We start from the raw sequence: 13121 nt of genomic DNA, 5'->3' as shown, positions 1-13121 counted from the left end.
GGCCTGGCGAAAAAACCTTCCCGTAGGAGCCAGCTTGCTGGCGAAGAGGCCCTTGAATGAGGCGCTGTTCTTGCGGGCGTCTTCGCCGGCAAGCCGGCTCCTACAAAATGGGCGCATGGCCCAGGGGCCCTTTCGCCGGCAAACGGAGCGCCGCCCGGCCGCTCCTACATGCCCTGGAAACGTGGTGGGCGTTTTTCCGTGGCGGCGCGCAGGGCTTCGGCGCCGTCGGCGCTGCGCCCGCACAGCAGTCCCGCCGCCAGTTCGGCGGCCAGCTGCTGCGCCAGGCTGCGATCGGCGCCCTGGCGTATCAGCTTCTTGGTCTGGGCAAAGGCGAAAGTCGGGCCCGCCGCCAAGCGCGCCGCCAGCTCACTGGCGCTGGCGATCAACTGCTCATCGGCGCACACCTCGCCGACCAAACCGGCGGCCAGGGCCCGTTCGGCGCTCCACAACTCATCGAGAAACAGCAGGCGCTTGGCCTGTTCACTGCCGATCAAACGCGGCAGATGCCAACTGGCGCCGGCATCCGGCGAGTAGGCCATGCTGGTGTAGCCGGCCTTGAACCGCGCCGACTGCGCCGCCACCCGCAGATCGCAGCACAGAGTCAGGTCCATGCCCGCGCCCACCGCAGTGCCGTTGATGGCGGCGATGGTGGGTTTGTCCAGGCTGTGCAGACGGGTCATCAGGGCGTGAGCGGTTTCGGTCCAGCCGTAGCTTTCCAGGGCGCCGCGGGCTTCGGCTTCGGCCCATTCCGCCAGGTCGGCACCGGCGCAGAAACTGCGGCCGCTGCCGGTCAGCACCACGGCCCGGACGCTGGGGTCGCTGTTGCAGGTTTCCAGCAGATTGTGCAGCGCTTTGAGGCTGGGGATGTCCAGGGCGTTGCGTTGCGCCGGGCGGTTGAGGGTGATCCAGGCTACGCCGGCTTCGATCCGGCTGAGCAGCGATGATGAAGAGGTCATGGGCGTCCTCGAATTATTGTGGTTGGCGTGAGGGGGTGACTTGAGGGTCATACTAAACGAGTGTTCAACAAGGCGGCAATTGGGGGGACTGGGGGGGATTTTGGGTCGGCTGATTGAGGTATCTGTTTGTTTTTATTGGGTAAACATCTGGGTTTTGGGGGTTGATGCATGGGGGTTGTTACAACTTCGAACAAGCCTCGACAAAAGTGCGATTGGGGGAGGTTTTTGTGGCGAGGGAGCTTGCGCCCGCTCGGGTGCGTAGCGGCCGTAAAACCTGAGGGTGCTGTCTTCTTGGTGTACATATCCGTTGCTGCGGTAACGGCCACTTATGGTTTCGCTCTTACAGCGACTCACTTTGGAAAAGCCCCAAAGTAAGCAAAGGGCTCCTGCCCCTCCACTCGGTGCCTCGCCTAGGCTCGGCATGCCCTCACTCCGGCATTGATCCGTGGGCCGCCGCCACCGGCCATCCATGGCCTGATGGCGGCTAACCCGGCGTCCTGCCGGGTTACCCACGGCTCAATACCTGCGTTCGGCCATCGTGGTTAACGGGGCGCTCAGATCAAAATCAAGAACCAGACGGCGGCCTTGCGGCCGGCCTGAAGCTAAGGGTGGGTGCGTTTCTGTAGGAGCTGGCTTGCCAGCGAAGGCGTCCGCCCAGACGCCGCATGTCTTGAGGGCCCCTTCGCCGGCAAGCCGGCTCCTACGGACAGCGCGTAACACGCGCTTGGCTTTTGCTTTTGCTCTTGATCTTCAGGCCCCTTCCCAGCCGGCCGAGCGTAGGCGTTGCGTAGGGGGCAGCTCGGCAAGGATGCCGAGCTAGCCGCCACCCGGCCATGGATGGCCGGTTGGCGGCGGGCCCCCGGAGCAATGCTGGAGCGAGGGAACCCCGAGCCCCAGCGAGGGGCCCATGGAGGGGCAAGCGTTTTTGCTTACTTTTTTGGCGTTTGAAAAAAGTGAGTCGCCGTAAGGGCGAAACCCTAAGTGGCCGTTACCGCAGCAACGGATATGTACACCTTCAGCCTCGCCCTAAAAGCGAAACCGCCAGAGGCCATGACCGCAAAGGCCAGCGAAGGCGTCCGCCCAGGCGCTGCATGTCTTGCGGGCCCCTTCGCCGGCAAGCCGGCTCCTACACGGCAGCTGCAGGTTGCAGTTGGCGTTTGCGCTGCATCAGGTAGTAGGCGCCATAGCACAGGGCGATAAAGCCCGAGCCCCAGTACAGCGACGGCCGCTGGGTTTCGTCCAGGGCCAGGAACACAAACAACGAGCTGCACAGCACGATGCACAGCAACGGCACCAGGGGGAACCAGGGCGCGCGGTATTTGAGCTGGTGCAGCTGTCCACCCTCGCGCAGGAACTGGCGGCGGAAGCGGTACTGGGCCAGGGCAATCACGATCCAGGTCACGGTGCCGGCCATGCCGCTCACAGCCATCAGCACCATGAACAGGGTGTCGGCAGCAATGAAGCTGGTCATCAGCGAGATCAGGGCAAAGCACAGGGTGATGGCCAAAGCCCGCAGGGGCACGCCCTGTTTGCTCAGGGGCGACAGGGCCTTGGGCGCCATGCCGGATTTGGACATGGCCCAGAGGATGCGCGTGGAGGCATACAGCCCGGAGTTGCCCACCGAGAGGATCGCCGTGAGGATCACGAAGTTCATCAGGTCGGCGGCGTAGGGAATGCCCACCATGTCGAACACCTGGACGAAGGGGCTCTCCACCAGTCCGGCTTGCTGCCAGGGAATGATCGCCGCCAGCACCATCACCGCCAGGACGTAGAAGATCAGTACCCGGAACACCACGTTGCGCACGGCGCGCGGGATGCTTTTTTCCGGCTGGTCGGTTTCACCGGCGGCCACGCCCATGATCTCGCAGCCCTGGAAGGCATAGACCACGGTCATCATCACCGCGAACACCGCCGGCAGGCCGTTGGGGAACAGGGAGTCACCCTTGAGGTTGTCGAACATCGGCGCCGGAGCGCCGCTGGGCAGGTCGATAACGCCGAAGATCACCAGCGCGCCCACCACGATAAAGCTCAGGATCGCCAGCACCTTGATCCCGGCGAACCAGTATTCGGCCTCGCCAAAAGCGCGGGTGGCCAGGGCGTTGATGCCGAACAGCAAGGCCACGAACAGCGCCGACCAGTACCAGATCGGCACCCCGGGGAACCAGCGCTGCATGAGCATGCCGGCCGCGGTGAACTCCAGGCCCACGGTGGTGGCCCAGCTCATCCAGTAGACCCAGCCAATCATGAAGCCGGTGGCCGGGCCGATGTATTGGGTGGCGTGGGCCTGGAACGAACCGGACACCGGCATCTGCACCGACAGCTCGCCGAGGCAGACCATCACCAGGTACATCAGGAAGCCGGCCACCAGATAAGACAGGATCGCCCCCCAGGGGCCACCCTGGTTGATGGTGACCCCGGAGCCCATGAACAGCCCGGTGCCGATCACCCCGCCCAGGGACAGCATGAAAATGTGCCGGCTCTTCAAGGAGCGGGTCAGGTGGATGCCTTTACGTTCAGTGGTGGTTGTCATGGCGCACCTCAGCAGTAGGTAAGGCGCGGGGCGCGGAGCGAAGGGGTGTGGCGGAAGGCGGAAGCAGCTTGCAGGCGTTTCATTATTATTATCTCCAATAAGCTTCGAAGACCGCGGCGGGCGCGGCTCAAGCGATTATTGGAAAGCCATGTAAGTTCGGATTGAACGCCAGGATCGAAGATGTAAAAAGTCGTAAGGATTTTGTACGTCAGGCCGCCAACAGGCGCTGCAGCAAGGCCCGGGACTGTTGCCAGGACCACGGCAGGCTCGCCGCCAGGGCGGCCAGCGCCGGGCGATCCGCCCGCTGCGCCGCCTCCTCCAACTCTCGCAGTTCCCGGGCCAGTGCGCAGAACCCCAGGGAATCGGCGCTGCCCGCCAGGCGATGGGCCAGGTGCAGGACTTCGGTGCAGTCTTCGGCGGCCAGGGCGTCGGCCAACAGTGGCTGTTGCTGATCCAGAGCGTCGGCCAGCACCTGGAGCAGGCCCTGCAACTTCTGCTCGCCCAGCAGGCTGCGGTGGGTGTCGAGCAAGCCCTGGTCGAGCAAGCCTTGCTGAGTGTCGGCCAGCGGCACCTGCGCTTCCCCGGCCAACACCTGACGCAGGCTCTCCAGTTGCAACGGCTTGCCGAGAATGCCCTGCATCCCGGCCTGCAGATAACCGCGCACCACAGACGGCTGGACGCTGGCGGTCAGGGCAAAGATCCGCACCTGCCGATTGGGCCCGGGGCGGTGGCGGATGTCCCGACACAGCTCGACCCCGCTGATGCCCGGCAAGTGCACATCCAGCAGCAACAGGTCGAAGGCTTGCTGCTGACACAGGGCCAAGGCCGTTTCGCCGTCTTCCGCCAGCCACACTTGATGGCCGTCACGCTGCAGCAGGCCGCTGGCCACTTCGCGGTTCAGGGCCACGTCTTCCACCACCAGGATCTTCAAAGCCTGCGCCGGCACCTGAAGCTGTGGCGACGGCAACGGTTCTTGACCCACCCCCAGCAGCAGCTCGAACCAGAAACAACTGCCCTGCCCCAGCTCGCTGTCGACGCCGATGTGCCCGTCCAGTTGCTGCAGCAGGTGTTTGCAGATCGCCAGCCCCAGGCCGGTGCCGCCATAGCGCCGGCTGACTTCATCACTGGCCTGGACGAAACGCTCGAAGATCTTCTCGCGCATCGACGCAGCAATGCCGATGCCGTTGTCGCGCACGCAGCAGCGCAGGCGCTGGCCCTCGGCGGCGTGCTCCAGCACCTGCACTTCGACTCGCACCCAGCCGTCTTCGGTAAAACGAATGGCATTGGCCAGCAGGTTGCTCAGCACCTGGCGCAGGTACTGCTCGGCGCCCTGCTGACGCGGCGCCAGTTGCTCGTCGATGTGCAACTCCAGGCGGGTGCGATTGCCCTCGGCCCGGGGCTGCAACAGGGTGGTGACTTCTTCCAGCAACTGACGCAGGGAGAAGTCCCGCACTTCCGGGCGGCTTTCGCCCTCCTCCAACCGGGCAAAGGACAGCACTTCGTTGAGGATGCTCAGCAGGCCCTCCCCGGCTTGATGCAAAGCCTGCAAGCGCTGGCGATCCTGCTGGTCCAGCGGTGCCTGACGCAGCAGTTCGGCCATGCCGAGGATGCCGTTCAACGGGGTGCGCAGTTCATGGCTCATGGTCGCCAGAAAGCGCGACTTGGCGAGGTTGGCGGCTTCGGCCTCGTCCTTGGCGTGCATCAGGCTGGCGGTGCGCCGCTGGACCATTTTCTGCAGTTCGTCGCGCTTGTCCTGCAAGGCCAATCGGTCGGCTTCGCGGCGCTGCACGTCGTCGAGCACCGCCCGGCGCATGTCGTCCAGGGCCCGGGCCACGGTGTCGATCTCGTCGCCGCCGGGGCGCTGGCGCTTGTCCAGATGCAAGGGCTCGTGCAGCTCGCCGGCCGCCACGCGCCGGGCGAAATCCGCCATCACTTGCAGGTGCCGGGTCACCAGACGGTAGAACAGCCCGGACAAGGCCACCGCCAACCCACAGAGAAACACGCTCATCCACAACAGGCTGGCCAGCCCGGTGGCGTACAGGCGCCGATACACCGCCCCCAGGTCGGTGCTGACCTGCAACTCGCCCAACTGGCGCAAGGGTCCGGATGGCGGTTGATAGCTCAAGGGAAAACGCTCGACCCGCAACGGCCCGATCAACTCGGCGCTGCCCTGCTGCAAGTCGAAATCGCTGCTGATCAAATGCACCCGGGCTACGTCGGAAAAGTCCACCAGCCCCTGCAACTGCACGGTCAGCTGCTCCTGGTTGAGGTCCCACAGGTTGCGTTCCAGGCTGCCCAGGTAACCGGCGCGGATCAGCTCCATGCGGCTGTCGATCTCGCGCATTTCCCGACGGTATTCGAAGTACAGCTGCACGCTGCTGGCGAGCACGGTGAAACACAGGCTGAACAGCAGGATAAACAGCAGCAGGCGGCGCAACAGGCCGCCGGAACGCAGCGGGATCATGGCGCTGTCTCCCGTTGCGTCTTGAGCATGGCGCGGTAGTCGTCCTGGCTTTGCGCCAGCCAGCGCTGCACCGCGCCGCTGTCCACCTGCTGCTGCAACCGGGCGTCGATCTCGGCCATGCGCGGCGCCAGGGGCGAGTGGCGCGACACCGCCAGGCGCAGGTAGTCGACGCTCACCGCCTGGGGCAAGGCGACTATGTCTTCGGCCCCCGGCAGTTGCTCGATGAACAGCTGCCCGGTGCGACGTTCATGGGGGATGAAATCGATGCGCTGGCGGATCAGCTTGCCGAAGTTCTGCTGGCTGCTGGAGACCCATTCGATGTTGCCGTGCTGCACCACCTCGCGGTCGAAATCCTGGCCGTAGCTCTCGCCGAACAGCAGGCCGCCGCGATAGGCCCTCAGGTCCTGCAGGTGCGTGATGCGCGGCAAATGGCGGCGGTTGACGAACAGCGCGACTTCTTCGCGCAACACCGGCACCCGGGAAAACAGCAGGTCCTGCTGGCGCTGGCTGGTGCTGTAGGCCAGCACCACATCCACCCGGCCGGCGGCGGCGTCCAGCAGGCAGCGCTTCCAGTTGCCCAGCACCACCACCTGCACCTGATAACCCAGGTCCCCCAAAACCTGCCGCACCAGGGTCGGCGCCAGCCCGCGCACCTGCTGGCCGTCGCTCCAGGAAATCGGCGGGTACACCGGGTAGTCGCAATAGCGCAGCACGGGCTGGGGTTCAGCGAACGTCGGGCCGGCCAGCAGGATCCAGCACAGGCTCAGGCACAGGCCCAATGCGCGGCGCAGCAATTCAGGCGGCCACGCTGGCGGTGAACAGGTAACCGGCACCGTGGATGGTGATGATCAGCTCCGGCTCGGCCGGGTCGTCGTGCAGCTTGCGCCGCAAGCGGCCCACCAGCACGTCGATGGAGCGGTCGCTGGGCACCCATTCGCGGTTGCGGATCTGGTCCATCAACTGGTCGCGGCTCAGGGTGTGGCCGCTGTTGCGCAGGAACACGCTGAGCAACTGGTACTCGCCGTGGGTCAGCAGGGTTTCAGCGCCCCCGGCATCGATCAGCCGACGGCGGTCGGTGTCCAGGGCCCAGTCGGCGAACTGCTTGACCGGGCTCGGGCTCGATACCTGGGGTTGCGGCTGGCGTGCATGGCGCACCCGACGCACCAGATTCTTGGCCCGGGACACCAGCTCCCGCGGATTGAGGGGTTTGATCACGTAGTCGTCGGCGCCGCACTCCAGGCCGACGATGCGGTCGATGTCGTCGTTGCGCCCGGTGATCAGGATGATCCCCACTTCCGAACGCACCCGCAGTTCCCGGGTCAGGGTCAGGCCGTCCTTGCCCGGCAGGCGGATGTCCAGCATCAACAGGTCCACCGTGTGCTGGCCGAGAAAGCTCTCCGCCTGCTCCGCGGTGGCGGCGCAATGCACGTCGTAGCCTTCCTGAGAGAGATAAGCCTGAAGCAGCTCGCGAATCAGCGGATCGTCGTCGACGATCAATACCCGAGGAGTCATCGCCTGTTTCCTGATTATTTTTATTGGAGATCAAGCCTTGCGCACGCTAACCATTACTGAACAACCGATCAATAGCCCTCTGTCCGAGCACTGAAACCACGCCCCTGGCTGGCCAGCAAGCCCTCGACCCAGGCTTCGCAGATCTGCACGCCCTGCTGCGGGCTGAAGGTCCCCGGGTTGAGCCCGGACTCCAGCCACAGGCCGTCGAGCAAGGCGCTGAGGCTGATGGCCGCCAGATCGGCGTCGAAGGGTTCCCAACCCTGCTCCCCGGCCAGTTGGCCCAGCAGGCTCGCCAGTTCGTTGCGGTACTCGGCGTAGGAATGTTCATGGGCCAGATTGATCGCCTCGGCGGTCTTCACCGCGCCCCAGAAAGCCAGCCAGGCATCCAGCAGCCGCGGGTCGAGCAATTCGGCGCAGAACGAAGCGCGAAAGAACGCCGACAAACGCTGCCGAGGCCCGGGAGCGGCCTGATCCATGGCTTCGCGCAGCAGGGTCATGACCCGCCCGGTGATGGAGCGATAGGCCTCGGCCACCAACTCGTCCTTGCCGGAATAGTGATGGCTGATCAGCCCCACCGAGACCCCGGCCTCGGCAGAAATCTTGCGGATCGACGCGCCCTGGAAGCCATGCAGCTTGAGGCAGGTCAGGGTTGCCTCGATCAGCTCGGCCTTGCGCAGGTCGGGTTCCAGACGGGAAAAGCGCGCTTCCTGGCTCATGGGGCGGGTTCCTTGGACGTTGGCCGGACGGCGAAAACTGAACGACTGTACAGCAAGCTTCCCGGACTCATCCAGCCCCTGTTTCAGCGCCATGGGCGCTCAGTCGCGGTAGTCGGGGGCCACGCGTTGCAGCAGGCGCAACAGCGCCGCCCAGGCCAGTTGCATGGCGTCCGGGTCGTTCAGTTCGCCTTCCTGCAGCGGCCGCCCCGGGTCGTTGAACTGGCGTTCGGTGTGGGCGCAGACCGCGTCCGGCGGCAGGACGATCTCTCCCGCGGCCTGGGCTGCCAGCTGGATCTCGCAGGCCTTCTCCAGGTAGTACATGCGCAGAAACGCCTGACTCACGGTCTCGCCCACGGTGAGCAAGCCATGGTTGCGCAGCATCAGCACGCTCTTGTCGCCGAGGTCGGCCACCAGCCGTTGCTGCTCGCCCAGGTCCAGGGCCACGCCTTCGTAGTCGTGGTAGGCCACGCGGCCATAGAACTCCATGGAAATCTGGTTCACCGGCAGCAAGCCGCACTTGAGCGCCGCCACCGCGCAACCGGCCTTGGTGTGGGTGTGCAGCACGCACTGAGCATCTTCCCGGGCGCCATGAATGGCGCTGTGAATCACAAAACCCGCTGGGTTCACCGGGTACGGCGACGGCTCCACGGCTTCGCCATTGAGGTCGATTTTCACCAGGTTGGAGGCGGTGATTTCATCGAACATCAAGCCGTAGGGGTTGATCAGAAAATGATGCTCGGGCCCGGGCAAGCGCACCGAGATATGGGTGAAGATCAGGTCGGTCATGCGAAAGTGCGCGATCAGGCGGTAGCAGGCCGCCAACTCTTCGCGCAGGCGCTGCTCGGTGCTGCTGCGCTCGGTCAGGGCGTGGGGGCTGGGAGCGATATTGTTCATTGTTGGAGTCCTCCAGGCAGGTGGGCAGGCAAACGGGGCCGGTAAAAAGAGCCCGCAAACAATAGGACCGGACGCCCGCAGGCGTCCAGCCCGTTGGGGCTACTTGCTGGCCCAGGCGTTGAAGCGCTCTTCCAGCTCCTCGCCATGATCGACCCAGAACTCCACGTTCATCGCCAGGGCGTCCTTGAGGTTCTGTTCCGAGGTCGGCACCCACTGCGCCAGGGCCGGGTCGAGCTTGGCCGCGGCCAGGGTGTTGGTCGGGCCGTAGGGGATCTGCTTGACGTAGTTGACCTGGGCTTCGGGAGTGTTGGCGAAGGCGATGAAACGCTTGGCCTGATCCACGTGTTTCGAGCCCTTGATGATCGCCCAGTAGTCCATGCCGTACAGGCTGCCGGGCCAGACCACCGCCAGCGGCGCGCCGGCCTGGGCGGCCACGGCAATGCGGCCGCTGTAGGTCGAGGTCATCACCACATCACCGGCGGCCAGCCACTGCCCCGGCTGGGCCCCGGCTTCCCACCACTGGATGTAGGGCTTGAGTTCGGTCAGCTTGGCGAAGGCCCGCTCCACCCCTTGCGGCGTGGCCAGTACCTTGTACACGTCCTCGACCTTGACCCCGTCCGCCATCAGGGCGAACTCCAGGTTGTACACCGCGCGCTTGCGCAGGCCGCGCTTGCCGGGGAACTGCTTGACGTCCCAGAAATCCGCCCAGGAGGTTGGAGCCTTGGCCAACTTGTTGCGGTCGTAGGCAATGGCCACGCTCCACACCAGCACCGCCGAGCCGCAGGGCTGGGCGGCATCTGGAATCAGCTGCTCGGCACGGCCCAGGGCCTTCCAGTCCAGGGGTTCGTACATGCCCTCCTCGCAGCCGCGCATCAGGTCCGGGCCTTCGATCTGCACCACGTCCCAATCGACGTTGCCGGTGTCGACCATGACCTTGATGCGGGCCATTTCGCCGTTGTATTCGCTCTGGATCAGCTTGCTGCCATCGGCCTTGCTGAAGGGTTGGAACAACGCCACGTCCTGGGCTTTTTGTCCGGCTCCGCCGTACGCCACGACCACCATGTCGGGGGCTGCCTGGGCCTTGTTCTGAATCAGCGGCTGGCCCAGGGTCAGACCCAGGGCGAGGCTCAGGGCCAGGAAAGAACAACCGTGCTTGCGGGTGAGCGCTTTCATCTGTGAATCCTCGTCGCGGTGCCACACCGGCAGGCGCCGGCACAGCCCTTTTTTATTGTTGTGAGGTTCGCGCCAAAAGCGGGCGCAGGCCAAAGCTACGGCAAGCCTTAGTAAAAAAACAAGTTGATTTTTTACTGGCGGTAAATTTTGATAGGCCCACAATAACAACGCCAAGGCTGCGCTCCCCTGCCCTTGGCCCGCCTGGAGTCACCGCAATGACCAGCGCCTTCCCGCACCTGTTCGCACCCTTGCAGATCCGTGGCAAACGCCTGAAGAACCGCATCATGTCCAGCGGCCACGACACCTCGATGCCCACCGACAACCTGGTCAACGAACAGCTGATTGCCTACCACCGCGCCCGGGCCGAAGGCGGCGTCGGTCTGATCGTGCTGCAGGTGGCCGGGGTCCACGACAGTGCGCGCTACACCAGCCACGTGCTGATGGCCACCGACGACGCCTGCATCGACGGCTACCGGCGCCTGGCCCAAACCTGCCACGCCCACGGCACGGTGGTGCTGTCGCAGATCTTCCACCCGGGGCGGGAAATCATGGAGTCCGCCGACGGCCTGCTGGCCGTGGCCTACGCCCCTTCGGCGGTGCCCAACGAACGCTTCCGGGTCATGCCCCGGGCCCTGGACCAGGACATGATCGACGAGATCATCCAGGGCTACGCCGACGCCGCCCGGCGCTTGCATCAGGCCGGGCTGGACGGCGTGGAACTGGTGGCCAGCCACGGCTACCTGCCGGCGCAGTTCATCAACCCGCGGGTCAACCGCCGCAGTGACGGCTACAACGGCGAGCTGGAACAGCGACTGCGCTTTATCCGGGAAATCCTCGACGCCATGCGCGCCAGCACCGATCAAGACTTCATCATCGGCCTGCGGATTTCCGCCGACGAACGCGACCCCGAAGGCCTCACCGAAGACGAATCCCTAGCCGCCGTGCAACTGCTGCAAGGGCAACTGGACTACGTGCACATCGTCGCTGGCACCTCGGCCTCCCTCGGCGGCGCGGTGCACATAGTGCCGCCCATGGCGGTGGAAGCGGCCTATCTGGCCCGGGAAGCCGGCACCTTCAAGGCCGGGCTGTCGATCCCGCTGTTCGTCACCGGGCGCATCAACCAGCCCCAGGAAGCCGAGGCCATCATCGCCAAGGGCCAGGCCGATGTGTGCGGCATGACCCGCGCGCTGATCTGCGACCCGCAGATGCCCAACAAGAGCGAGCGCGGCCACAGCGACGACGTGCGCGCCTGCATCGCCTGCAACCAGGCGTGCATCGGCCACTTCCACAAGGGCCTGCCGATTTCCTGCATCCAGCACCCGGAAACCGGCCGCGAACTGCTCTACGGCCAGCCCAAGCCCAGCGCCCGCGGCAAACGCATCCTGGTGGTGGGCGGCGGCCCGGCCGGGATGAAAGCCGCCGCCGTCGCCGCCCAACGCGGCCACCGCGTGACCCTCTACGAAGCCAGCGCGCAACTGGGCGGCCAAGTGCTGCTGGCGCAACTGCTGCCCCGGCGCAGCGAATTCGGCGGCGCCAGCACCAACCTGCAACGGGAAATGCAACTGGCCGGCGTGGAAGTGCTGCGCAACACCCGGGTCGACCGCGCCCTGATCGAGCGGGAAAACCCCGACCACGTGATCATCGCCACCGGCGCCCAGCCCTACTGGCCGAACTTCGAACGCGGCGGCGACCTGCAAGTGGTGGACGCCTGGCAAGTACTGCGGGACGAAGTGCAACTGGGCCGCAGCGTGGTGGTGGCCGACTGGCGCTGCGACTGGATTGGCCCCGGCATCGCTGAACGCCTGGTACGCGCCGGGCACCAAGTGCAACTGGCGGTCAACGGCACCCACTGCGGCGAAAACCTGCCGCTGTACGTGCGCGACCAACTGGCCGGCGAACTGCACAAACTGGCGGTCCCGATCATTCCCTACGCCCGCCTCTACGGCTGCGACGACAGCACCGTCTACCTGCAACACACCGCCAGCGGCGAACCCATGCTGCTGGAAAACGTCGACAGCCTGGTCCTGTGCCAAGGCCACCAATCGGTGGACGACCTCGGCCAGCAGCTCAAAGGCCTGGTGCCCTTCCAACGCATCGGCGACTGCCTGGCACCGCGCACCGTGGAAGAAGCCATCCATGAAGGTTTGAAAGTCGCCTGGGCGCTTTGAGGCTGCTTTATACTCCAGGGCTTTTGCAGGACGGGTGCCCGGATGCGCCCGTTCACCTGGTCCGGAGCCCGCCATGAATCAAAGCAGCAAGACGCCGCCCGAGCCCGGCAGCGACAACCAAGCCCCTGGCGGCCCACAGTTTCTTGGCACCCGTATCCGCGGCCTGCGCAAACGCCGCGGCCTGACCCTGAGCGAACTGGCGCAACAGAGCGAACTCACCGCCGGCTACATCAGCCAACTGGAACGCAACCTCGCCTACCCCTCCATCCCCGCCCTGTTCAACATCGCCCGCAGCCTGGGCGTGACCATCCAATGGTTCTTCGCCAGCGAAACCCAGACCGCACCAGAGGACCAGGGCTATGTCGTGCGCAAGAAACAGCGGCTGCAGGTGAATTATGAGAACGGGATCATCGATCAACTGCTGACCCCACAACCGACCCGGCAGCTGGAGTTTTTGCACTCACGCTTTCCACCGGGGACCTACAGCAAGGAGAGTTACAGCCATGAAGGCGAGGAAGCCGGGTATGTGCTGTCGGGGAGCTTTGAGCTGTGGGTGGGGGAACGGTATTTTCAGTTGAGTGAGGGGGATAGCTTTAGCTTTTCCAGCCAGGAACCGCATAAGTATGGGAATCCTGGGGAGGAGGATGCGGTGGTGTTGTGGGTGATAACGCCGCCGACGTTTTGAGCGGTAGCGCCCTGCATCGCTCT

The 13121-nt window shown here is 65.0% G+C and carries 10 protein-coding genes; 2 read left to right on the top strand and 8 right to left on the bottom strand.

What is annotated here, in order from left to right; all coding sequences use genetic code 11:
• Positions 1-164 precede the first annotated feature (164 nt).
• The 8 genes from ACSSVC_RS17700 to ACSSVC_RS17665 form a co-directional block, all read right to left on the bottom strand.
• Positions 165-956 carry an enoyl-CoA hydratase/isomerase family protein gene (locus tag ACSSVC_RS17700; RefSeq protein ID WP_492611095.1) on the bottom strand — a complete coding sequence of 264 codons (792 nt, stop codon included), beginning with the start codon at positions 954-956 and terminating at the stop codon, positions 165-167.
• Positions 957-2082: 1126 nt separating this feature from the next.
• A complete protein-coding gene (locus tag ACSSVC_RS17695) occupies positions 2083-3486 on the bottom strand; it encodes an amino acid permease (protein ID WP_346632714.1) in 1404 nt (467 codons plus the stop codon).
• A gap of 208 nt (positions 3487-3694) precedes the next feature.
• A complete protein-coding gene (locus ACSSVC_RS17690; RefSeq protein WP_492611094.1) occupies positions 3695-5950 on the bottom strand; it encodes an ATP-binding protein in 2256 nt (751 codons plus the stop codon).
• Entirely contained in the window at positions 5947-6744 is a 798-nt protein-coding gene (locus tag ACSSVC_RS17685) for a substrate-binding periplasmic protein (protein ID WP_492611093.1), read from the bottom strand. Before ACSSVC_RS17685 ends, ACSSVC_RS17690 begins: the two co-directional genes overlap by 4 nt.
• 1 nt (position 6745) lies before the next feature.
• Positions 6746-7462 carry a response regulator gene (locus ACSSVC_RS17680; protein WP_346632711.1) on the bottom strand — a complete coding sequence of 239 codons (717 nt, stop codon included), beginning with the start codon at positions 7460-7462 and terminating at the stop codon, positions 6746-6748.
• Positions 7463-7530: 68 nt separating this feature from the next.
• Positions 7531-8178 carry a TetR family transcriptional regulator C-terminal domain-containing protein gene (locus tag ACSSVC_RS17675; RefSeq protein ID WP_346632710.1) on the bottom strand — a complete coding sequence of 216 codons (648 nt, stop codon included), beginning with the start codon at positions 8176-8178 and terminating at the stop codon, positions 7531-7533.
• A 99-nt stretch (positions 8179-8277) separates the two neighbouring features.
• Positions 8278-9072, bottom strand: a complete 795-nt coding sequence (locus ACSSVC_RS17670) for a class II aldolase/adducin family protein (protein ID WP_337153335.1) — start codon at positions 9070-9072, stop codon at positions 8278-8280.
• A 99-nt stretch (positions 9073-9171) separates the two neighbouring features.
• Positions 9172-10245, bottom strand: coding sequence for an ABC transporter substrate-binding protein (locus ACSSVC_RS17665; RefSeq protein WP_346632709.1), 1074 nt, complete (start codon positions 10243-10245; stop codon positions 9172-9174).
• 215 nt (positions 10246-10460) lie between these two features.
• Between ACSSVC_RS17665 and ACSSVC_RS17660 the strand changes: the two genes are divergently transcribed.
• Positions 10461-12413: an oxidoreductase gene (locus tag ACSSVC_RS17660; protein WP_492611092.1), complete on the top strand. Its 1953-nt coding sequence runs from the start codon at positions 10461-10463 to the stop codon at positions 12411-12413.
• Positions 12414-12486: 73 nt separating this feature from the next.
• Entirely contained in the window at positions 12487-13098 is a 612-nt protein-coding gene (locus ACSSVC_RS17655; protein ID WP_060838987.1) for a cupin domain-containing protein, read from the top strand.
• Positions 13099-13121 lie beyond the last annotated feature (23 nt).

It is taken from the genome of Pseudomonas sp. E1BtOHC1, from assembly GCF_058744285.1.
Note: the sequence above shows the minus strand (reverse complement) of the source record. Positions and strands in the feature narration are given on the sequence as shown.